The sequence below is a fragment of the Pedobacter sp. ASV1-7 genome (genome assembly GCF_040203335.1).
Lineage (GTDB): Bacteria > Bacteroidota > Bacteroidia > Sphingobacteriales > Sphingobacteriaceae > Pedobacter.
Map to the genome: position 1 here is coordinate 74,308 of NZ_JBEHBV010000004.1, position 22,784 is coordinate 97,091.

Consider the following 22,784-nt stretch of genomic DNA (forward strand, 5'->3'; position numbering starts at 1 on the left):
TTAAAACAGTATACTATGGCTAATATCTTTTCTTCTTTAAAAAACGCATATACACTTTTTAAAACTGTAGACTTCCAGAAACTTGAAGCATTATCAAAAAAGGTAGACCTTGCCAAAATGATGGATTCGGTTTCTAATCTTGATGAGACCCAGTTGCAGGGACTGATGAAAATGATGGGGACTCCTCATAAAAAGAAAGAACTTCCTGAAATTGAGGGAGATTTTTATCATCTGGGAGAAGAAGCTTTAAAAGATGAAGACAGAGCATTACAACTCTATGTAAGATCATTTCTGGAAAGGGAAGTCAAACCACTGGTTAACAAATACTGGCTAAAAGCAGAATTTCCTTTTGAGCTGATCCCAAAAATTGCAGAATTAAATATTTGCGGATTGACCTATCAGGGATATGGTTGTCCGGGTAAAACCAATTTGATGGAAGGAATGCTAGCTATGGAAATGGCAAGGGTTGATACTTCTATGTCTACTTTTTTTGGTGTACAGAGCGGCCTGGCTATGGGTTCTATTTATTTACTTGGTTCAGAGGCTCAGAAGCAGCAATGGTTACCTGATATGCAAAAGATGAAAATTATTGGAGCTTTTGGTTTAACAGAGCCAGAAGTAGGGTCCGGAGTTGCTGGTGGTTTAACTACTACTGCAAAAAGACAGGGCAATAAATGGGTATTAAACGGACAGAAGAAATGGATTGGTAATTCGACATTTTCAGATGTTACGATTATCTGGGCCCGTGATCTTGATGATAATCAGGTGAAAGGTTTTCTGGTTAGAAAGGGGACAAAAGGTTTTGCTGTCGAAAAGATGCAGGATAAAATGGCCTTGCGAATTGTTCAGAATGGTTTGATCACTTTAACCAACTGTGAGGTTGATGAAGAAGATCGTTTACAAAATGCAAATTCATTCAAAGATACGGCTAAGGTCTTGAAAATGACCAGGGCAGGAGTGGCCTGGCAGGCTGTAGGCTGTGCCAGGGGGGCGTATGAGAGTGCATTAGACTATACACGCAAAAGGAAGCAGTTTGGTAAGCCTATCGCTTCTTATCAGCTTATACAAAACCATCTGGTTGAAATGTTGTCTAATCTTACAGCCATGCAAACCATGTGTTTCCGTCTTTCTCAGTTACAGGATCAGGGTTTGTTAACCGATGAACATGCTTCGTTGGCTAAGGTATTCTGTTCCATGCGGACAAGAGATGTCGTAAGCAGAGCAAGAGAGGTAATGGGCGGTAATGGTATTTTGTTAGAGTATGATGTGGCCCGGTTTGTGGCGGATGCAGAAGCCATCTATTCTTATGAAGGTACAAAAGAAATCAATACGTTAATTGTAGGGAGAGCTATTACTGGTTTCTCTGCATTTGTTTAAACATCTCAACACTTGCATTGCCCATTGCTGTTTTTTCATACAGTGCGATGCAATACTGATTAAACCGGGGATCAAAGTTAACCTTGCCGGCATAAAGGTTTTCCGGTACCGGAAAACCTTCTAAAAAGAAATAAACTTTTGTATTGCCTCCTTTATGGTGAGGCATAAAATTTCCATAAGTTTCCAATTCTGCAGCCGAGGCATCTTTTATGGTAACTGCAAAAACATGCTGTATTGGTCCGGTATTGTTTTCGTTGCGATAATGCGCAATCTCTTTAAAGCCGCCTTTCAAATCATTTACTCCAGGCTGCATAAAGGTTCCTTTTACCATCCATACGACTAACACAAGAATGAGTATTGCCAGGAATGTATTAAACTTTTTATTGCCCATTATAATGTTGGTAATATACGGTCCATCACGGCCATTCCTTCATCTATATGCTTTTTCTCGATGCACAGTGCTGGTCTGAAGCGTATAGTCTGGTTGCCACAGCCTAAAAACATGACATTGTTTTCAAGGCCTTTTTTTATAAACGAATCACGCATTTCTTTGCTTGCAAAGTCGAAAGCACAGAGTAAACCTTTTCCGCGAACATTGCTCATGATGTTATATTTGCTGGCAAGTTTATGAAGTTCATCTTGTAAATACTGGCCAACAACTGCTGCATTCTCACAAAGGTTGTCTTCAGCTATAATCTGGAGAATCTGTGAAGATCTAACCATATCTACAAGATTACCACCCCAGGTTGAGTTGATTCTTGAAGAAACTTTAAATACATTTTGTGGTATCTGATCCACCTTATTGCCTACTAATATCCCACAAACCTGCATTTTCTTACCAAAGGCAAGGATGTCCGGTCTGGCTTTTTCACTAAAATTCTGGTGGCACCAGAACTTTCCGGTAAGTCCTACACCTGTCTGTACTTCATCATAAATCAGAAATGCATCATTTTCATCGGCAATGGCTTTCAGTTGAATTAAAAATTCTTCCCGCAAGTGGTTGTCGCCACCCTCTGATTGCACAGGTTCTACAATGATTGCACAAATATCATCTTTATGATCAGCAAATGCTTGTTTTACCTTAGCTATTGATGTGGTTTCAGTTTCAATGGCTATTTTTAAATTCTCGTCCTGCAATGGAAATTTCACAATAGGAACAGGTATTCTTGGCCAGTCAAATTTTGCAAACCATTTTGTTTTATCAGGTAATGTATTGGTCAGACTTAAGGTATATCCCGTGCGACCATGAAAAGCTTTTTCAAAGTGAAGCACTTTAAATCCTCTTTCTTCTTTATATCCTTTGGCAAAGTTTTTCTGAACTTTCCAGTCCATAGCTACTTTAATAGCATTTTCTACGGCTAAGCCCCCTCCGGCAATAAAGAAAGCATGAGGTAGGTAATCTGGGATGCCATGTTTTGAGAATGTATCTACAAACTGGGCATATTGCTGGGTATAAACATCCGAATTTGAAGGATTCGCCAATGCAGCCTGTAACAAGTTTTTCTTGAATACTTCATCATTGATCATCTTAGGATGATTATAGCCTAAAGGTACAGAGGCAAAACAAGTGAAAAAATCGAGTAAATTCCGATTATTCTTTGAATCATAAATATAAGCGCCCTGACTTTTCTCCATGTCATAAGTCAAATCAAACCCATCGGCTAAGATGTGTTTGCCAAGTGTCTCGTTTACCTGCTCTGGAGTGATTGTTAGTTCATACATAGACTGAGTTTTTGGTATGCTCCAAATGTAATAAAAACCGCCAAATTAACAAATGCGGGCACTTTTTTGAATGTTTAAGCAAAATATAGCTTTAAACGATTTAAAGTATGTTTTTGAAATGAAATGGATTTTGGTCTGCTAAAAGTGATACAAATTTGTGACTTAACACAGACTTGTTTTTTCATCCTTTACTACAAACTATTTATAAAAATGGCTGTTAATAAGAAATGACCACTAAAAAATCTATTGAACAAGAGGGCATAAATACAGTCCGTACATTATCTATTGATGCAGTTCAGAAAGCAAATTCAGGACATCCGGGTACACCCATGGGACTTGCTCCGATTGGACATGTTTTATGGACAGAGAGTATGAATTACAATCCTCAGGATCCGGAATGGATGAATCGTGATCGTTTCATTTTGTCGGCTGGACATGCCTGTATGCTACAATACAGCTTTTTATATTTAACAGGTTACGATGTTAGTTTAAATGATTTAAAGGAATTCAGGCAACTGCATAGCAGAACTGCGGGCCACCCGGAGTATGGTTTATTACCAGGCATTGAAGTCACAACGGGGCCTTTAGGTCAGGGCTTTGCAAATGGGGTCGGCTTTGCTATTGCAGAGCAAAATCTTGCTGCGCGTTTTAATAAACCCGGGTTTGATATTTTTAATTACAAAATATATGCGATTTGCAGTGATGGAGATCTGATGGAAGGCATTACTTCTGAAGCAGCATCCATTGCAGGGCATCTTCAATTGGGTAATTTAATCTATTTATATGATGATAATCAAATCACTATAGAAGGTAGAACTGACCTTACCTTTAATGAAGATGTGGTACAACGTTTTGAAGCATACGGTTGGCACGTACAGGTTGTGGGAGATGGCAACGATATAGAAGCGTTATCTTTAGCTATAAAAAATGCGCAAAAAGAGAACATCCGACCATCTTTAATTAAAGTGCGTACACATATTGGATATGGTAGTCCAAATAAGGTGGATACCGCCGCTGCTCATGGATCCCCATTGGGGGCGGATGAGATCCGACTGGTAAAAGAGAAATTTGGTTTTGATCCTGATAAAAGTTTCGAGGTTTCAGCTGAAGTCCTTAAATATTATAGAGCGGCTGGTAAAAGGGGTGAAAAAACTGAATCAGAATGGAATGAGTTATATAAACGATATAAAAAGGAGTACCCTGAATTGGCCAAAGCATATAATTTGACAAGCAGCGGTAAACTCCCGGATGGCTGGGATAAAAATCTACCTGTTTACAAAGGCGAAGAAAAAGTAGCTACTCGTAAGGCTTCCGGTAAAGTATTGAATGCGATTGCTGATAAGCTACCATATTTATTAGGGGGGGCTGCAGATCTTTCACCTTCGACAGATACAGATCTTAAAGGTTATCAGTCCTTTTCTGCAACGAATCGTGAGGGGCGTATTTTTCATTTTGGCATCCGGGAACATGCAATGGGAGCAATTTTGAATGGCATGGCACTTAATAAATGTGTTATTCCATTTGGTGCAACTTTTCTTATATTTTATGATTACATGAGGCCTGCGGTAAGGTTGGCGGCAATCATGAAGATCAAACCTATTTTCATATATACACATGATAGCATTGGCCTGGGTGAAGATGGTACTACCCATCAGCCTGTTGAACAGTTGTTTGGCTTGAGATCTGTTCCTAATCTGGTGATGATCCGGCCAGCCGATGCAAATGAGACAGTAGCCGCATGGCGCGCAGCGCTTGAACATATTGGTGGTCCAGTGGCATTGATCTTAACCAGGCAGGAATTGCCTGTTATCGATCAGGAAAAATATACTAAAGCCAGGGAACTAGAAAAAGGAGCTTACATACTCTCAGAATCACATAAAACACCGCAAGTCATATTAGTTGGAACAGGTTCGGAGGTTCATTTACTGCTGGAAGCACAAAAGGAATTGAAAGCAAAGAATGTAGCCGCACGTGTAGTTAGTATGCCGTCCTGGGAGTTGTTTGAAAAACAGTCCGCAATTTATAAAGAAAAAGTATTCCCTAAAAAATTAAGGAAGCGACTTGCTGTAGAAGCTGGTTCTCCATTAGGTTGGCATAAATATGTTACAGATGAGGGCGATATCATTGGCATTAATAAATTTGGTGAATCTGCTCCGGGTGAAGAAGTATTTAATGAATACGGTTTTTCTGTAAAAAATGTAGTAAAAAAAGCAATGGCATTGATATGAATAATAAAAAAATAAAGGTAGTCTTTTCAGATGTTGGTGGCGTATTATTAAACAATGGTTGGGGACATGAATCAAGACAGGCGGCGGCCCGCAAGTTTGCACTCAATCACGAAGAAATGGAGGTTTTACATGGGTTTATTTTTAATGTGTACGAGATCGGTAAGATAACATTAGATGAATATCTTGATACTGTAGTATTTAATCATCCCAGGGATTTTACAAAAGAAGATTTTAAATCATTCATGTTTGAACAGTCAGTAGAATTGCCAGGTTTGCTGCAATGGCTAAAGGATTGGAAAAAAAGCTGTGGTGTAAGGATAATCTCTATTAATAATGAGGGGCGGGAACTTAATAATCATCGCATCAAGAAGTTTGGCTTGCACGACTGCTTTGATGCTTTTATTTCATCCTGTGAAGTCGGAATGAGGAAACCTGATCCTGGTATTTTTAAACTTGCTATGGGGATTGCACAGGTTACTCCTGAGGAGTGCATTTATTTTGATGATCGCTTAATGCTGGTGCAGGCAGCACAAAAACAGGGTATACGTAGTTATCATCATCAAGACTTTTTACCCACCAGAAGTATACTGGAACAAATCAAATCTTAATCTAAATACCTATTTATGAGTATACATGACCTTAAAAATACGGCGCAACGGTTAATGGATGAAGGCAAAGGCTTGCTTGCAATGGATGAGAGCCTTGGTACTTGTAATAAACGTTTTAAAGCCCTTGGCATTCCTCAAACTGAAGAATACCGACGGAAATATAGAGAGCTGATTGTAACCACTCCAAATCTGGAAGACTTTATTAGCGGAACTATTCTTTTTGAAGAAACAATCTATCAAAAGACTGATGCAGGGATTCCATTTTTAACATTGCTTAAGGAAAAGGGAATTATTCCCGGGATAAAGGTGGATCAGGGAACAGTCCCATTAGCAGGGTTTCCTAATGAAAAAATCACTGAAGGACTGGACGGTTTACGTGGTCGGCTGGCAAGTTATTATGAAATGGGATTACGGTTTGCCAAATGGCGTGCAGTGATCAATATTGATTCCGAAAGTCCTACCAGGGTAGGGATAAAAGCAAATGCATCTACACTTGCAAGTTATGCAGCTCTGTGTCAGGAAGCAGGAATTGTACCGATTGTAGAGCCCGAAGTATTAATGGATGGAAATCATACACTTCAGAAATGTGCATCAGTGACTCAGGATGTTTTAAAGGAAGTTTTTAATGCTCTTTATGATCAGCAGGTTTCACTGGGGGGTATGATCTTAAAACCCAATATGGTTTTGCCTGGAATAGATTGTACAGATCAGGAGGATACAGAAACTATTGCCGAGAAAACGATTTCCTGCTTTTTAAAAGTTGTTCCTGCTGCGGTAGGTGGTGTCGCATTTCTTTCTGGAGGACAACCTTTTGTGCTGGCTTCTGAACGTTTAAATGTAATGCAACTCCGATTTGGACAGATCATGCCCTGGCCACTGACTTTTTCATTTTCTAGAGCCATACAAGAGCCGGCTCTGGAGATGTGGAAAGGTGAGGACCGCAATAAAGAAATCGCACAAAAGGAACTTTATCATCGTGCGAAATGCAATAGTGCGGCCCGCAATGGAACATATTCAGTCGAAATGGAAGAGACTAAACGTGTTTAATCTAAACTACGCCTTGTGCAATCATTGCATCAGCAACTTTCACGAAGCCTGCAATGTTAGCACCTTTTCCATAATTGATATAACCATCTTTTTCTTTACCGTATTTTACACAAGCAAGGTGAATCTGTTCTATAATCAGTTTTAACTTGTCATCTATTTTTTCACGTTTCCATGAATAACGAAGTGAGTTCTGAGACATTTCCAATCCTGAAACAGCAACACCGCCTGCGTTGGCAGCTTTGCCCGGAGCATATAATATTTTAGCTTTTTCAAATACATGTATAGCAGCAGGTGTAGAAGGCATATTTGCACCTTCAGCGACGCAAAAACAACCATTCTGCGTTAGTAATAAAGCATCGGCTTCGTCAAGCTCATTTTGGGTAGCATTAGGAAATGCAATGTCGCATTTTACACCCCAAGGTTTCTGACCTGGGAAGAACTCGCAGTTATAGCGATCAGCATATTCTTTTATCCTGCCTCTGCGGTTATTTTTAAGATCCATAATAAAGGCCAGTTTAGCTTTATCAATACCTGCCGGGTCATACACATAGCCTTCAGAGTCTGATATTGTTAAAACCTTTGCACCTACAGATATACATTTTTCAACTGTGTACTGTGCTACGTTTCCTGATCCTGAAATGATTACGTTTTTCCCCTTCAGTGAGTCGCCACGTAGTTTAAGCATTTCTTCTACAAAATAAACTACTCCATAGCCTGTAGCCTCAGGTCTGATTAAACTACCACCCCACTCAGGCCCTTTACCTGTTAACACGCCAGTAAATTCGCCTCTTATACGTTTGTATTGACCAAATAAGTAGCCGATTTCACGTGCACCTACACCAATATCACCTGCTGGGACATCGATGTCTGCACCAACGTATTTATATAGCTCAGTCATGAAACTCTGGCAAAATTTCATCACTTCAGCATCTGATTTCCCTTTAGGATCAAAGTCGGAACCACCTTTTCCCCCACCCATTGGTAAACCTGTAAGACTATTTTTAAAAACTTGTTCAAAAGCAAGGAATTTCAAAACGCTTAGATTTACAGAAGGGTGAAAGCGCAAACCACCTTTATACGGACCAATCGCACTATTCATTTGTACCCTGAAGCCCCGGTTTACTTCAACCTCGCCTTTATCGTTTAACCAAGGTACTCTGAATATGACTACGCGCTCTGGCTCAGCTATACGCTCTAATATTTTATGGATTTTGTATTTCTGATTTTCTTCACTAAAAGGAATAATTGATTCTGCAACTTCATATACTGCTTGCAAAAATTCTGGTTCATGCGCATCACGGAATTCAAGTTTTTTCATGAACTCACTAATCAAATTATTCATTGTTTTTTAGTTTTAGGTTTTTTTTATTATCTGTCCGCTAAAAATAGCTTTTTTTTAAAATATAGATGAATAAAAAACAATTTTTATAATGAAAACTTGAAAATAGTGTGAAATTCTTATTCTCTAATCTTGAAATGAATTGTAAATGTTGTGCCTACATTAACCTCGCTATCCAGCGTTACTTTGCCTCCCATAGCTTCAATCTGGTTTTTAGTGATAAACAAACCTATTCCTCTGGCATCATTGTTGGCATGAAAAGTTTTATACATGCCAAATATTTTGTCTTGATTTAATGCTAAGTCAATACCCATACCATTGTCCTGTATGCTTAAAGTTACTTTGTTAGCCTCTGTTTCTGCTTTAAGTACAATGCTTAGGGTTCTGTCAGGGGATCTATATTTAATCGCATTTGTTAAAAAGTTAAGCAGAATGCTATCGAGGTAGGCAGGAACAGCATCAATAATTACATCCTCTTTTACTTCATTCTTACAGATTGCATCCGCAGCTTTTAATAAAGCCTCGACATTCCCAATAGCACAATTGATAGCCTCGTAAAGGTTAATGCGGCTCAGATTCTCAATGGTTGTGTTAACTGCCACAACTTCATTGAGATGTCCCACTGTTTCCTGAAGATTGGATGTCGCATGACGAAACATTTTAAAAAGCTCTTGTCTGGACTCTTCATTGGTATCTGTTTCCATAAAGTTTAGAAGCATGGAGAGATTGCCGGAATGAGAGCGGAGATTGTGTGATACAATATGAGCGAAGTTGAGCAGACGACGGTTCTGATCATTAGTAACCTCCATCATAGATTGTATTTCAAGTTCAGTGGCTTTAACTTTACTAATGTCAGTAAGCTGTGAGATAAAATGTAAAGGTTCACCATTGCTGTTTTTTACAATTGATACTGTTAAAATAACCCAAACGATATGACCTTCTTTATGTAAATACCTTTTTTCCATCTGGTAAGAATCTCTTTTTCTCTCCAAAATTTCATTTAAAAGATTAAGGTCTTTGTCCAGATCTTCCGGATGGGTGATGTCCTGAAAAGTAAGTCTTAATAATTCTGATGGACGATAACCAAGTATATTGAAGAGACTGCGATTAACGCGTAACCATTTGCCTTCTAAACTGACAATGGCCATGCCTATTGCAGCATGTTGAAAAGCAAGTCTAAATCTTTCTTCACTTAATTTTAACTTTTCGTTTAAATTTTCCTTTGACAATCCATTCGTATGCACATGTTGGTGCTGTAAATTTTCACTAGCCTGATGATATTGTTTAATTGCGATAAGCAAAGCAGCTGCTCGTCCTTCAGAATCTTTTTGAAGGGCTCCGGTACAAATGGTTTTTAAAATTGATCCGTTCTGATGCTTATAATCGATGAGGTAATGAGCAGAAGGATTAAAATCTTTTCCTTGTAAATCATTAACGATTAAATCTAACTGGTCTTTTAAAAGAAAGTCTTCGGTAACCCAACTTTGCTGTGTAGATTCATAGCCTAAAACCTGTCTCCATTCGGGGTTAATCCATGTTTCTTTATTCGCCAAATGGCAATAACAAAGTCCTTTGGGTGATGCTTCGAGAATGAAATCAAAAAGATCCTCATTCATTTTTATCAATTGATAAAAACCGTTTTTTAGCGAGTCCATAAAATTGTACAATCTCTTGCACTGCTAATAGGGGAAGCAATGAGTTCTAGTCAAGATACGGAATAATCAAGAATTAAATGATGTATTTTTTATTTTTTAGCGAAACTTTTCTTTCATTCCCATCAGACCTAACAGGCCTCCGGTGTGTAATGCTACTATTTTATCATTTGGTTTAAAGTAGTCTACTGAAACCAAATGATCCAGTGCATAAAACATCTTACCTGTATAAACAGGGTCAATCAGCATGCCTTCTGTTGTGATAAATTGTTTAATAAAAGAAATTAGTCCGGGTGTGGTTTTGGCATAGCCTCCAAAATGGTACCCTGTATGTAGTGTAAGCTGTTCGGTATTACCTATATATCTGTTTATTTCATCAGCAATAAAATCACCGCCTTTCAAAACAGGGATAACATGAAGCTGGGTTTTTAACTTTCGTTGTTGTATACCAATCAGTAGTCCGGCTGCGGTTGTGCCAGTACCAGCTGCACAAAATATATGGTCTACATCGTTTGGAAGTTCTGCTATAATCTCAGCACATCCTTTAACGGCTTCTAGACCAGCTCCACCTTCATCCACAAATAATGCTGATGTATTGTTGCCGAATTGATTATCGAATAAAGCAGCTTTGTTTTTGTAACTTAATCTGTCCGTAAAAATAAACTGCATACCAAAAAGACGGCATAACATGAGCATCTCATTGTTCGCACATTCATTCTCACTACCTCTTACAAATGCTGTACTGTTTAATCCTTTTCTGGCACAAGCTGCTGCAGTTGCTACCAAATGATTAGAGTAGGCACCTCCAAAGGTTACCAAATGCGTTTTTTGTTGAATATCAGCTTCCTCTAAAATATATTTTAGCTTACGCCATTTGTTCCCTGATATATAAGGGTCAATTAAATCATCTCTTTTTACCAGAATCTGATGGGAGGGGAAACTTTTTAACCTTTGTAGTGGACTATCTATATCTGTAAACATTCATACAAATATAGATGGCTTTATTTATCATTATTGTTTAAAATAAATCTTTTTTAGCAGGTAAGGAAAGAAGTTAAGTATGATTTTAACATTTTGACTAAAGTTTTTCATGCTTTTCAATTTTTGTTTTTCATTAATAATGAAGTCATTACCTTGTTTTCTTTCTGTAAAAGCAGATCATTTTGGAATGATTTCATTGTTGATTAATAATTGGTAGGCAGCTAAGCATATCAAAAAGCAGACCAATTGTTTGTAGATATGTAATTGTTAAAGATTAGTTTTGCAGTATGGAAGCCGCAAAAAGTATGGAAAACAGTAATTCGTTGGTAGAGCTAGAGGATCAGGACTTATATGAGCATTTTAATATTGTTGTAGATAAAGGGCAATCTTTGCTGCGCGTAGATAAATTTTTGATGCACCGTCTGGAAAATGCATCACGTAACCGCATACAGAATGCGATAGATGCAGGGAACGTACTGGTTAATCAGAAAACCATTAAGTCCAGCTACAAGGTAAAACCTCTTGATGAGATTTCAATCGTATTTCCGCATCCTCCAAGGGATACTGAAGTTTATCCAGAAGATATTCCTTTGGATATTGTATATGAAGATGAAGACCTGCTGGTTGTGAATAAGGCAGCTGGAATGGTGGTCCACCCAGGATTTAATAATTATACCGGAACATTGGTAAATGCATTAGCTTTTCATTTTGAATCACTGCCTCAATTGCCAGGTAATGACGGTCGGCCAGGATTGGTACATCGTATTGATAAAGATACATCAGGTCTTTTACTGATCAGTAAGAATGAAATCACTATGACTAAACTGGCAAAGCAGTTTTTTGATCATACGATTACAAGAAAATATGTTGCACTTGCCTGGGGTGATATTGAGCAGGATGGTACTGTAACTGGCTATATTGGGCGGAGTGCAAAGAACCGTATTATTATGGATGTGTATGATGATGAAGAAAAAGGTAAGTGGTCAGTAACACATTATAAGGTGTTAGAGCGTTTAGGTTATGTAACCTTAATAACTTGCCAGCTTGAAACTGGTCGTACACATCAAATCAGAGCACATATGCAGCACATAGGACACCCTTTATTTAATGATGCCAATTATGGTGGGGACAAAATTTTAAAAGGAACAACCTTTACTAAATACAAGCAATTTGTTCAAAATTGCTTCGAACTGTTGCCTCGCCAGGCCTTACATGCACAGACTTTAGGATTTATTCATCCAAGAACTAAAAAGTATATGGAATTTGAGGCACCTTTGCCTGAGGATTTCGATTCGGCCTTGAATAAATGGAGAAACTATATAGTCCAATCATCCTAACGTTTTGGTAAGAAATAAATGCAACACGAATATATTTTACATAATGATGAATTTGTCATTATAAATCACCCGATCCTTACGGCGGCTAACCGTGGATTTAGATATGGTGACGGACTCTTTGAGACGATGCGCATGTGTAACGGCAAGTTAAAATTTGCTGAGCTGCATGCGGACCGGTTGCGAGCCGGAATGAAAGCTCTTAAAATAGATGGCAGCATATTGCTTGATGAATATTTTTTGAAGCAGAAAACTGCTGAGCTTTGCAAGAAGAATAAATTAAAAGATAACGTCCGTTTCAGGCTTTCGGTTTACCGGGCCGGAGATGGCTTGTATACTCCAAATAGCAATAAGTTTGGATATGTGATGGAGGCCTCGGCTCTTCATGAAGATAATTATGAACTGAATAAAAAAGGTTTGATTATCGATGTGTTCGACGAGTTGACCAAGCCTGTAAACAGTTTGTCGAACTGTAAAACAAGTAATTCCCTGTTATATGTAATGGCCGGTTTATATAAAAAGCAACATCGCCTTGATGATGCGTTTATTCTAAACCAGCATGGCTTTTTATGTGAGAGTATAAGCTCGAACATTTTTGTAGTTTATGATAAGCAGATTTATACTCCTGCCTTATCAGAAGGATGTGTTGCCGGTGTAATGAGAAATGTAGTCATGGGAATGGCGAGGGCACATGACATTGCTGTTATAGAAGCACAGATTAACCCAGAGATATTAAAAGCTGCTGAAGAAGTATTTATTACCAATGCAATCAGTGGGATCAGGTGGGTAATGGGCTATGGACGGAAGCGTTATTTTAACGAGATCACGAAGCTGTTAAGTGCTAAGCTGAATACACTGTAATTTGAGATGGAGGTATGCGTTTTACAAACGCATACCTCTGAGAAATTCATCAACCTGCATACGTTTTTTACCTTCGTATTGTAGATCGGTAAGCTTAATAAATCCGTCTTTAGTTGCGAATTTTAAATAGGTTTTACCATCTGATAAAAAAGCACCTGGAGCCAGACCAGTTTCTTTCTCCTCCAGTTCTGCTTTAAAAACTTTCAGCGTTTTATCATTCAGTTTGGTAAAGGCGGTAGGGTATGGACTTAAGCCTCGAATCAGGTTGTAGATGGATTGACCTGGCTGGTTCCAGTCTATTAAACAATGTTCTTTAAATATTTTAGGGGCATGTTTCAACTCATCACTTTGCAGTTGCGGTTGTTCTGTATAATTACCATCAGCAATAGCTTGTACAGTCTTTACCAGTAAACCTGCTCCAACATTCATTAATTTATCATGCAGGTCACCAGCAGTATCTTCAGAGGTGATGGTTACTTTTTCTGAAAATATAACATCACCTGTATCTATTTCATGTTTTAAAAAGAAGGTAGTAACGCCACTTTCTCTTTCACCATTAATAATTGCATGATTAATAGGAGCGGCCCCACGATATTGAGGTAATAAGGACGCGTGCAAGTTTATTGTTCCTTTAGGAGGCATATTCCAAACCATTTCTGGTAGCATCCTGAAAGCTACAACTACTTGTAAATCGGCCCTTAAAGATTTTAACTCTTCAATAAATTCCGGGTCCTTAAGTTTTAACGGTTGTAATACTTTTAAGCCCTTAGCTACAGCATATTGTTTTACGGCACTTTCCTGAAGTTTTTGTCCGCGTCCTGCAGGTTTATCAGCAGCGGTTACAACACCAACTACATCAAATCCTGCCTCTACAAGTGCATTTAAAGAAGCTACAGCAAAATCGGGCGTGCCCATGAAAACTAATCTCATCATCCTTTATTTTAGATCGCAAAATAACTAAAAATTTAGTGGATCTTATATCAAGATAGCTTCTTATCCAGATAAGAATAGTATCAGACGCATTAATTACTTTGTTTATGTTTTTAATGTTTAAGATTTTTTTATAAAGTTTTTATATATGTAATTTAATTTTAGTTATTTTCGCTGCTTAAATTTAAATTAAACGCATGTTAAAAAACGCTAAATTAGGTGTTGTTGTGATATTCGCAGCAATCAGTCTAAGTTCTTGTTATTCTTACACAAGTGTAGTAGGAAAAGGACCTCAAAAGAACCAATCTGTAACAAAATGGAATCATTATGTAATTGCTGGACTTGCACCGGTAGGGGTTTCTGATTCTAAACAAATGGCAGCTGGTGCTGCAGATTATTCTGTAACTACAAAACAAACATTTGTAAACGGATTGATTTCTGCACTTACCTTTGGTATTTATACACCAACTACCACTACTGTTGAAAAGTAAAATTAAAGGCCGTATGGGAATACGGCCTTTTTGCTTTATTTAGGCGCCTTTTTTACGGGGTGAACAGGCTGTTCACTTTCTTCCCTTTTCTTAGCAGGATTTTTAAAATTCGCATTTTCGCGGTTGTAATCTTTGTCTTCCGGTTTTTTTACAGCTTTATCTCCCGCAGGAACTTTATCCTTTGGGATTTCTTCCCTGTAATTACTTCCAGGATTTTCGCTTTTCTTTTTAGGTTCGCTGTTCATCATCTTTATCCTTAGTTTATAATGTATGTCCTAAAGCGAATCAGCCTATAGACACTATGGATATAACAAATATTTTTTGCGCATTGTTTTATACTTACTTAACCCGGGCTCCCAGCTCGCTCTGATTTCCTTCTCAGAAACACCTGCAATAATTTGTTTCCTGAAATCTCCTACACCAATTAGTTTTTCAATTGTTCCCATTTGTTTGCTCAGACTTGAATTAAAGAAATCGGCTTTATTTGGTGAATTTTTATAAAGTTCAATGATCCATGCCAGGTTAATCTGTTTTGTTTTCCTGAAGATATTGGTGTCGTAATTTCTAAGATCTATACCGTAGCAAACCTGGTTCATAAATAAAGGACTCTCCGACATGCCTTTCAAACTAACAGGAGTAAAAGAAAAACTGTATTTACCTTTTAATGCTGGTGCACCCACAATTGTGAAAGGAAATTGAGTACCACGACCATAGTTTAAATAAGTTCCCTCAAACAAGCAAGTGGTAGGATACAACAATATTGATTGTGGAGTATTTAGGTTTGGCGATGGGTTTACAGGTAATTCATACGGTGTGTCATGAGTATAGTTCGCAACCTTAATGATCTTGATTTTACACTTTAACTTATTATCAAGCCAGTTTTCTCCATTTAACATTTGTGCATATTCGCCAACTGTTAAGCCGTGTACTGCTGGTATTGGTTTTAAGCCTATCCCTGATTTATACTTAGGGTCTAATACTGGCCCATCAATATAAAAACCATTAGGATTTGGCCTGTCCAGAATCAGTACTTCTTTGTTATTGGCTGCACAAGCTTCCATTACATGCTGTAAGGTATTGATATAAGTATAAAAACGTACACCAACATCCTGTATGTCGAATATCATAATATCAACATCCGCCAAATGGGCTTTGGTAGGTATAGAATTTTTGCCATAAAGAGAAATTACTTTGATTCCTGTTTTAGCGTCTACTTCATCATCAACATGTGTTCCATTACTTGCATTACCTCTAAAACCATGTTCAGGTCCAAATATTTTAACAATGTTTACACCTAGTTTCAATAAGCTGTCGATTGTAGTTTCTTTACCAATGATAGAAGTCTGGTTCACGACCATGCCAACACGCTTTCCTTTGAGGTAAGGAACATATAGGTCTACCTGTTCTGCTCCAGTGAGTAATTTATCTTTAACAGGCTTGTCGAAATCTTCTGCCTTAACTTTATAAGGGTTAGGTACAGCCGGATTAAAAGCTACAGTTGTCGATGAGCCACAAGCTTGAAGCAGGATAGCTAGTACAACAGTATTCAGAATTTTAGTTATAGATTGTGACATAAGAACCTTTTTACTTTAATATATTAAATATACTTATGATAAAGGTAGGAAAAACATAAAAGTTTTTGTTTACTCTTTTTAAAATGAGCATTTTTGCTGAGGTACAATTACTGCAAAAGGTTGAATACAGAATATTTCATAGCGAGGCGTATAGCCATAAAATCCGAACGTACTTTTTCAAAGCTTATTGTTAGAATAGCAATAGCAGGAGTGATGCTCAGCCTTTCGGTTATGATGCTTTCTGTAGCCATTATTAAAGGTTTTAAAACCGAGATACAGGAAAAGGTACGAGGATACATTGGTGATGTCAGGATATTTAAGTATGGTCTGAACAACTCTTTTGAACTTACGCCTTTTGTAGCAGGAAAGGAAACGTTGGAAAAACTTAAAAACAATCCTGATATTGAGTTTTTTCAACCTTATGCAACTAAACCCGCTATTATTTCAGCTAACAATGAGGTAGAAGGGATCAATTTTAAGGGTATTGATAAGACCTTTAACTGGGATTATATCCGTAAGCACCTGGTGAGTGGTACAGTAATGGATTTTACGGATAGTACTAAGGCTACCCGACAAATTCTGATCTCTCAGTTCACTGCGAACAGGTTGAAATTGAAAGTTGGTGATGACTTTATCATGTATTTCGTTCAAAATCCCCCACGTAAGCGCCCCTTTAAGATTGTTGGTATTTATGATATAGGTGTTGAAGAAATTGATAAGGGTTTTGTAATTGGTGATTTGAATATTATCAGGCGATTGAACAATTGGAAACCAGATGAAATAGGAGGTATTGAAATCAGAATTAAAGATTTTGCTAATTTAAAAGTAGCTTCTGAAGGTATCTATGAAGGACTGGGACTGGATTTAAAATCAGAATCAGTTGCTGATTATTTCCCGGCTATCTTTACCTGGCTTTCGCTGCTAGATGTTAATACTAAAGTATTGCTCGTATTGATGATGATTGTAGGCGTGATTAATATGATTACTGCATTGCTGATCATGATTCTTGAGCGTACAAACATGATTGGTATACTGAAAGCTTTTGGCATGTCGGATTACAGCGTCATGAAGATATTCCTGTATAATGCTGCTTACCTTGTTGGATTTGGGTTATTATTAGGTAATATACTGGGCCTCGGATTAGGCTTTTTACAGCAATATACTCATGTTTTTAAGTTAGATCAGGCTTCTTATTATTTATCTTATGTACCGATAGAAATACATTTTGTGGATGTGCTGATTTTGAATCTGGCTACAATGGTTATTTGTGTATTGGTTTTAATTCTCCCATCAATGCTTGTGAGCAGAATTAGTCCGTTAAAGGCGATCAGGTTTAAATAAATTCTGCTATTTAGGGTAAACGTTTCATTGACTACTTTTCACAGATGAGTAGGTTTGATTGCCCAAGACGCTGAGAGCCTCTGCTTGCTGGAACTGCAACATCTCCTACAGGTAGGAAGGAAATTGATCCTACTTTTTTAGGCACATAAATTACTACTTCAGTTTTTGAATAAGAATGAGGCAGGTATTTGATATAATACCCATCAGGATGCATACTCCATACTCCATTAGGGAAATCTTTGTTTGGAGGTGCCACTCCATTAAGCATAGCCAGGCTTTCAATTTCATTATAAGATGAATTTTCCTGATACATCATCCCTCTGATCTTATTTTCAATTTCAATTACTGTTTTTGCGGGCTCAGGTAAATTGCTGGTTAGTTTAGACATCGCTTCTCCCGAGATATAATCTACAACAGCACTACTTAATGAAGATATATCATTTTTATCAAGCAATTTTGCTGCTACTAATTGTAGTTCGGGAGATAATTTGCTAAAATTAGTTTTTGCAACTATTGCCCATAACAGCAGCTGTACCTGGTACTGCTCGATCTCTGGATGTTGTTCCCAATTAGCTATCAAAGTCCTGGCTATTTTCTCTTTCGGGCCGGCTAAAGGAGCAAACAGGTAGCCATTACCTTTATCAGGGCCATAGGTTCCGGCCTGTAAACAAAAGCTTTTAAAGGTTCCGGTATAAAAGCCGGGTTTCAATTGAAAACCTCCTGTTGTAGTGTAATTAGCTTTTAACAGACATAAACGCTTCTTTACAGAATCGGCACCAAAATCCGGTGGTAGAATATCTTCTTTATTACAGTCGTCGAAATTGGTAGTAATGGGTTGATTTTGTAATAGCTTCAGTTGTTTGTTATTGAGAAGAGAAGCTGCTCCATTATTTAAGGCATCTTTTAGTTTGCCAAATTGCGCATTTGTAGTCATAGAGCAAATACACAATAACAGGATTAGATGATTTTTTTTCATGGCAGGGAGTATTGCGATCATATTTTATTGCATTCAAATTTAATACTGTTTTTCTGAAAAGAGAAAAAAATATGATCGCTGTATTACCCGTTAATAATTAAAAATAAATGCTTCGCCCTAACTTCTGGTTACATATGGGTATTAAAACTAATCATCCATTGGGTGCCGAATTTATCGGCCGTTATTCCAAAATAGTCGCCCCAAAACATATCTGCCATTGGCATTTCTACTTTGCCATTTTCGGAGAGTTTGGTAAACAATCTATCTGCTTCAGCTCTATTTTCTGCACTGATCGATAGATAGAAGTTGTTCCCTGTAATTAATTTCTGACCTAAAGATTCCAGAACATCTGTGGCCATTAATAGCGTTCCATTCGGGAGCTGTAATGAGATATGACAAATTTTATCTTTTTCATTTTCCGGAGTTTTGTCATCCGGCATATCCCTGAAACGCATAATCATGGTGATGTCTCCGCCAAATACTTCTTTATAGAAATTAAAGGCTGCTTCGCTGGTTCCTGCAAAGTTTAAATAAGGGTTAATGGTTGTCATAGTGTTGAATGTTAAAAGGTTAATGCTGATTGTTTGTTCAAATTTACCGGGAATAACCAGATTTGTCAGGGTGTCAGTACGGCAATATCAGGGGTAACATGCGACATAATTGTTCCTCAATAACCAATATTTCCATCTTTTACATATAGGAAGCGATAGTACATGGTAAAATCAGTAAATTTGCAGCTTCATTAATCAATAAAAAGATACTGTGTCGTTAGATAAATTAAAACTAAGTAAGTCGCTGGTAGCGGCAATGACTGATGCCGGATACATCTCTGCAAAGGAAATTCAGGCAAGAACTATGTCGCGTATTATAGGTGGACAGGACATCATTGCCATTGGGCCAGAGGGCTGCGGTAAGACTACTACCTATGTATTAGGTGTTTTAATGAAGCTAAAATACAGCACAGATGAAGCCCCTAAAGTTTTGATTCTTGTGCCTGATGGTGAACGAGTTGAAGCTGTAATAGCTGAGTTTTTGCTATTAAGTAAGAACAGGAACTTACGTATTAAAGGTTTGTATGGCACAGGTGGGATGGATGATGATATCAATGAGCTATTAGATGGAATTGATATTGTGGTGGCTACTCCTACACGAGCACGTGCCATTTATCTGAAATTGGGTTTAAATCTAAACAGGTTGCAAACTTTAATCGTTGATGATGCAGAGGTAATTGTAAAACAAGGTATGCAGCTACCAGTGGCTGAATTGGCCAGAAGTGCAGGCAAAGTGCAACATCTTATCTTTACAACTGTAATGCATGATAAACTGAATTTGTTAATTGATCAGTTTATGGAGTTTCCAGTTACTATTGAAGTAGAAGACCTGGGCGAAACACAAGCTGAAACGCATGACCTTCTGTTATATCAAGTACCTAATTTTAAAACAAAGATTAACCTGCTGAATTACCTGTTAAGAGATGATGAAGTATTTGATAAGGTCGTGGTGTTTGTGAATAGTCGTTTAACAGCACAAAAATTATCAAAGAATCTACATTCTGCTAAACCAGGAGCTATATCAGTATTAAACCCTTTATTTTTTGATGAGGAGGGTTTTGATCATATTGATGATTTTAAGGATACACCTGAAGCGCGAGTATTGATTATCGCAAATGAGGGCTTCTCTGGCTTAGATCTTTCCGGGATAAACTTTATGTTCCACTTTGAAGTTCCGGAGGAGAAAGAGACATTCCTGAGCAGGGTAGTGAAAGGTGATTCAGAAGAGGTAGTTGCGATTACTTTTGCGACTGACCTGGAACTTGGTGAAATAAGGAAGATTGAACAATCTATGGGTAAAAAGATTGAAGTAATGGATTTACCTGATGATCTTGTAATTGATAAAAGTGTTAAAACCGCTACTGTTAAGGTTAAAAAAGAAGTTGATGATAATCCTAGAGGTGGTGGTGCTTTTCATGATAAAAAAGAAAGCAATGCTAAGACTCATAATTATGGGATAGGGCAGAAAGCTAAAATGAATATGAAGAAAAAGCACGGGTAAAAAAATAACCATTCTTTTCAGAGCCTGGCATCTTCCCGATGAAGAATCGGGAAGCGCCTAAGGTCTCCTCAAAGAAGGTGATTTTTTATATTTTAGAAACTGTCACTTGGCAAATGAAGATGGTTTTTATTGCTTTTTTAAAAAATATATGAACAATAAGTTGTGTTAATTTAAAAAAAATATTTGCTTTTGTAATTCCTGAACTTTATCTTCAGTTAATATTTATTAATTAATCTAAAAACGCTTCTCAAAATCGTATAGATGTGGTTGGATAGTGATGTTTTAAGAAGCAGTTTTAATGCTGCTTAAAATGAAATTAACACAAGTTCTTTTATCCCTTAATAATTCTTTTGCTTTTGCTGTTTTTTTAGGTGGGCCTTGTATAGCCAATGCTACTTCCGCTCAGGAAAAGCCCCTGGTGAAATCTATTGATTCTGTTGGCCGCCAGGCAATCAAGTCTGTCGTTGAGAACAAGAAGAACGATTTTAAAAACAAGATAAAGGAACAGACCTCCCAATTCACCGATACAGCAAAAAGAAAATCAGCTGTGCAGACCTATAGTAGTAAGCAGCTAGTTGATCTCAGAAGTAGAAAACAAGGTATATTCAAAATTATTATAATATAAATAAGGCTTATCCCCCAGGGAGCTTTGGTCATCCTGGTATAGTAAAATAAAAAATATGCAATTAATAGTAAGTAGTTTTTTCAGCGAGGTAGGAATAGATTTTAAGATTTCGCATAAGGTCAATTTATATATTAGAAATAAGTTTATTGAGAATGTCATGAAGACTTATGGGCTAGATAAGGATAATCCTAATAGGAGTTTGAATTTAAATGTTACAACTACTGCAAAGACAACTGTTGTAGATGTAAAAGGGCCTGTTTTTGACAAAAGGAATGATTTTGTAAGTTATGGATTGTGGCTGCCGTATAAAAATATTGTGAATGCAAAGTATCCTCTACAAGCTTATCTGAAGTATTATTTTGATGCTTGTGTAGAAGTGTTTAAAAAATATAATGTATCCTAAAATATAATTAGAGATATTCAGTCTATAGTTGAAAAAGAGGTGTTAAATAATCCTAATTATGAGTATAAGGAAGAGTATTTACCTCCTCCGGATTTGTCAGATTTAGGTTTATAGTGTGTGTAAACTCAGAAGGAAATAATAAATTGTTATGGTGTTAATTATTATCAAATAAGTATTATGTAATGGTGTTAGTTGTAATGATATTTTTTGTTTTTAATGGTGTTGTTTCTTCTTGTGAAGATAAACGAAATTCTCCAAAGCAAACTTGTTTGATGATAGTTGAAAACAAAAAGAATATCTATTACGAGGTTGATAAACCACCAGTTTATAAAGATGGTATCTCGGATGTTTTAACATTTTTTGCAAGGAATGTTAAACCTGTTCCAATTTCATTATCACAAAATCGTATTGATTTGCAATTTATTGTATCGTCTGATGGAAAGGTGTATAGTGGGGGAATTTATAACAAAAAGGAATTAGATTATTCACCAGTTGAAAAAGAATATCTAAGGGCATTATCTACTATGCCAAGATGGGAAGCGGGAAAGTGTGGTGGCAAAAAAGTAGATGTTAAAATGAGACTACCTATTCTATTAGAGTTAAATATGTAAAGTGGAAGTAGGCTGTCAAGCTGGACATTCAGATTGTGAGATAACTTTTTTTAATGATTATAAAAGAAGAGATCGAAAATGGCTTGGAGAGAATTATATAGTTGAAGGGGCTTCTTGAAGATATTGTTAAATAAATGGAAACTAAATACTTTAAAATATCATTAATATTATCCTTAATGATTGTATGCTCTTGTAATAATTCAATTCAAAAGGGCGTAGAAGGTTTTTGGACAATTGATAAAATTGTTTACAAAAAGAAGGATTTTTTTTTTGATGTACTCAGTAATATAATAATATTCAAAAATAAAGACTGTACTTTGCCTATTTTAGATTTAAAAGATGCCGAGAATTTAGGGGTTCTAGCTTGTGATAAAAAAGGAAGATGGAAGGTGTTTACTCTTAAAAGTAATAACAGTATAATAGAGTTTGATACAGAGAATGAAATGTTTAGAGGTAAGCATAATATCAGATTTATTAAAGATGAGCATAATAAATTATTAAAGATGGAAATTACTTCCCCTAATCTTTACATTTTATGTACAAAGGGGCTTGTTAATTATGATTCGCAAAATAATATGATTGAAGAATTAGTTCAAGAAACTAATTAGGTACCCATCCAAAAAAGTATGGCC

The 22,784-nt window shown here is 37.0% G+C and carries 23 protein-coding genes; 13 read left to right on the forward strand and 10 right to left on the reverse strand.

The window, feature by feature from the left end; translation table 11 throughout:
* Positions 1–15 precede the first annotated feature (15 nt).
* The gene (locus ABDJ41_RS10690; protein ID WP_349785994.1) at positions 16–1,377 is read left to right on the forward strand and encodes an acyl-CoA dehydrogenase family protein; all 1,362 of its coding nucleotides are present in this window, start codon (positions 16–18) and stop codon (positions 1,375–1,377) included.
* Here the strand turns inward: ABDJ41_RS10690 and ABDJ41_RS10695 are convergent.
* Together ABDJ41_RS10695 and lat are read right to left on the reverse strand one after the other, a co-directional pair.
* Entirely contained in the window at positions 1,352–1,768 is a 417-nt protein-coding gene (locus tag ABDJ41_RS10695; protein ID WP_349785996.1) for a hypothetical protein, read from the reverse strand. The genes ABDJ41_RS10690 and ABDJ41_RS10695 overlap by 26 nt on opposite strands.
* Positions 1,768–3,099, reverse strand: coding sequence for an L-lysine 6-transaminase (gene lat / locus ABDJ41_RS10700; RefSeq protein ID WP_349785997.1), 1,332 nt, complete (start codon positions 3,097–3,099; stop codon positions 1,768–1,770). The genes ABDJ41_RS10695 and lat overlap by 1 nt, the downstream gene beginning before the upstream one ends.
* Before the next feature lie 227 nt (positions 3,100–3,326).
* On the opposite strand from lat, the gene tkt reads away from it, so the two are divergent.
* The 3 genes from tkt to ABDJ41_RS10715 are packed head-to-tail and all read left to right on the forward strand — an operon-like array spanning position 3,327 to position 6,982.
* Complete coding sequence (gene tkt, locus ABDJ41_RS10705; protein WP_349785998.1) at positions 3,327–5,327, forward strand: transketolase; 2,001 nt, start codon at positions 3,327–3,329, stop codon at positions 5,325–5,327.
* Positions 5,324–5,935: an HAD family hydrolase gene (locus tag ABDJ41_RS10710; RefSeq protein WP_349785999.1), complete on the forward strand. Its 612-nt coding sequence runs from the start codon at positions 5,324–5,326 to the stop codon at positions 5,933–5,935. Before tkt ends, ABDJ41_RS10710 begins: the two co-directional genes overlap by 4 nt.
* Before the next feature lie 15 nt (positions 5,936–5,950).
* Positions 5,951–6,982 carry a class I fructose-bisphosphate aldolase gene (locus ABDJ41_RS10715; RefSeq protein ID WP_349786000.1) on the forward strand — a complete coding sequence of 344 codons (1,032 nt, stop codon included), beginning with the start codon at positions 5,951–5,953 and terminating at the stop codon, positions 6,980–6,982.
* A 1-nt stretch (position 6,983) separates the two neighbouring features.
* On the opposite strand, the gene gdhA is transcribed toward ABDJ41_RS10715, so the two are convergent.
* The 3 genes from gdhA to ABDJ41_RS10730 all read right to left on the reverse strand — a co-directional run bounded on the left by gdhA (position 6,984) and on the right by ABDJ41_RS10730 (position 10,954).
* A complete protein-coding gene (gene gdhA / locus ABDJ41_RS10720; protein WP_349786001.1) occupies positions 6,984–8,324 on the reverse strand; it encodes an NADP-specific glutamate dehydrogenase in 1,341 nt (446 codons plus the stop codon).
* Positions 8,325–8,440: 116 nt separating this feature from the next.
* Positions 8,441–9,937 (reverse strand): sensor histidine kinase, encoded by a 1,497-nt coding sequence (locus ABDJ41_RS10725; protein WP_349786002.1) that lies wholly within the window; start codon positions 9,935–9,937, stop codon positions 8,441–8,443.
* A 135-nt stretch (positions 9,938–10,072) separates the two neighbouring features.
* Positions 10,073–10,954, reverse strand: coding sequence for a 1-aminocyclopropane-1-carboxylate deaminase/D-cysteine desulfhydrase (locus ABDJ41_RS10730; protein WP_349786003.1), 882 nt, complete (start codon positions 10,952–10,954; stop codon positions 10,073–10,075).
* A 305-nt stretch (positions 10,955–11,259) separates the two neighbouring features.
* On the opposite strand from ABDJ41_RS10730, the gene ABDJ41_RS10735 reads away from it, so the two are divergent.
* Positions 11,260–12,291: an RluA family pseudouridine synthase gene (locus tag ABDJ41_RS10735; protein ID WP_349786373.1), complete on the forward strand. Its 1,032-nt coding sequence runs from the start codon at positions 11,260–11,262 to the stop codon at positions 12,289–12,291.
* Between the two features lie 18 nt (positions 12,292–12,309).
* Complete coding sequence (locus tag ABDJ41_RS10740; protein WP_349786004.1) at positions 12,310–13,149, forward strand: aminotransferase class IV; 840 nt, start codon at positions 12,310–12,312, stop codon at positions 13,147–13,149.
* Between the two features lie 21 nt (positions 13,150–13,170).
* Here ABDJ41_RS10740 and fmt read toward each other — a convergent pair whose 3' ends face one another.
* Positions 13,171–14,079 carry a methionyl-tRNA formyltransferase gene (gene fmt, locus ABDJ41_RS10745; protein ID WP_349786374.1) on the reverse strand — a complete coding sequence of 303 codons (909 nt, stop codon included), beginning with the start codon at positions 14,077–14,079 and terminating at the stop codon, positions 13,171–13,173.
* A gap of 197 nt (positions 14,080–14,276) precedes the next feature.
* On the opposite strand from fmt, the gene ABDJ41_RS10750 reads away from it, so the two are divergent.
* The gene (locus ABDJ41_RS10750; RefSeq protein WP_349786005.1) at positions 14,277–14,570 is read left to right on the forward strand and encodes a Bor family protein; all 294 of its coding nucleotides are present in this window, start codon (positions 14,277–14,279) and stop codon (positions 14,568–14,570) included.
* A gap of 35 nt (positions 14,571–14,605) precedes the next feature.
* Here ABDJ41_RS10750 and ABDJ41_RS10755 read toward each other — a convergent pair whose 3' ends face one another.
* Positions 14,606–14,818, reverse strand: a complete 213-nt coding sequence (locus ABDJ41_RS10755) for a hypothetical protein (protein ID WP_349786006.1) — start codon at positions 14,816–14,818, stop codon at positions 14,606–14,608.
* A 51-nt stretch (positions 14,819–14,869) separates the two neighbouring features.
* Positions 14,870–16,144, reverse strand: coding sequence for an exo-beta-N-acetylmuramidase NamZ family protein (locus ABDJ41_RS10760; protein WP_349786007.1), 1,275 nt, complete (start codon positions 16,142–16,144; stop codon positions 14,870–14,872).
* A gap of 120 nt (positions 16,145–16,264) precedes the next feature.
* On the opposite strand from ABDJ41_RS10760, the gene ABDJ41_RS10765 reads away from it, so the two are divergent.
* On the forward strand, positions 16,265–17,485 hold the full coding sequence (locus ABDJ41_RS10765; RefSeq protein ID WP_349786008.1) for an ABC transporter permease: 1,221 nt from the start codon (positions 16,265–16,267) through the stop codon (positions 17,483–17,485).
* Between the two features lie 31 nt (positions 17,486–17,516).
* Here ABDJ41_RS10765 and ABDJ41_RS10770 read toward each other — a convergent pair whose 3' ends face one another.
* Both ABDJ41_RS10770 and ABDJ41_RS10775 read right to left on the reverse strand, forming a co-directional pair.
* Positions 17,517–18,461, reverse strand: a complete 945-nt coding sequence (locus ABDJ41_RS10770) for a hypothetical protein (protein WP_349786009.1) — start codon at positions 18,459–18,461, stop codon at positions 17,517–17,519.
* 128 nt (positions 18,462–18,589) lie between these two features.
* Entirely contained in the window at positions 18,590–19,012 is a 423-nt protein-coding gene (locus ABDJ41_RS10775; RefSeq protein ID WP_349786010.1) for a VOC family protein, read from the reverse strand.
* Positions 19,013–19,223: 211 nt separating this feature from the next.
* Between ABDJ41_RS10775 and ABDJ41_RS10780 the strand changes: the two genes are divergently transcribed.
* The 5 genes from ABDJ41_RS10780 (at position 19,224) to ABDJ41_RS10800 (ending at position 22,760) form a co-directional block, all read left to right on the forward strand.
* Positions 19,224–20,513, forward strand: a complete 1,290-nt coding sequence (locus tag ABDJ41_RS10780; RefSeq protein ID WP_349786011.1) for a DEAD/DEAH box helicase — start codon at positions 19,224–19,226, stop codon at positions 20,511–20,513.
* 310 nt (positions 20,514–20,823) lie between these two features.
* Positions 20,824–21,138, forward strand: coding sequence for a hypothetical protein (locus ABDJ41_RS10785; protein WP_349786012.1), 315 nt, complete (start codon positions 20,824–20,826; stop codon positions 21,136–21,138).
* Between the two features lie 55 nt (positions 21,139–21,193).
* Entirely contained in the window at positions 21,194–21,541 is a 348-nt protein-coding gene (locus tag ABDJ41_RS10790) for a hypothetical protein (protein ID WP_349786013.1), read from the forward strand.
* 269 nt (positions 21,542–21,810) lie between these two features.
* Positions 21,811–22,152, forward strand: coding sequence for a hypothetical protein (locus tag ABDJ41_RS10795; protein WP_349786014.1), 342 nt, complete (start codon positions 21,811–21,813; stop codon positions 22,150–22,152).
* Between the two features lie 134 nt (positions 22,153–22,286).
* Positions 22,287–22,760 carry a hypothetical protein gene (locus ABDJ41_RS10800; protein WP_349786015.1) on the forward strand — a complete coding sequence of 158 codons (474 nt, stop codon included), beginning with the start codon at positions 22,287–22,289 and terminating at the stop codon, positions 22,758–22,760.
* The last annotated feature ends 24 nt before the right edge of the window (positions 22,761–22,784 follow it).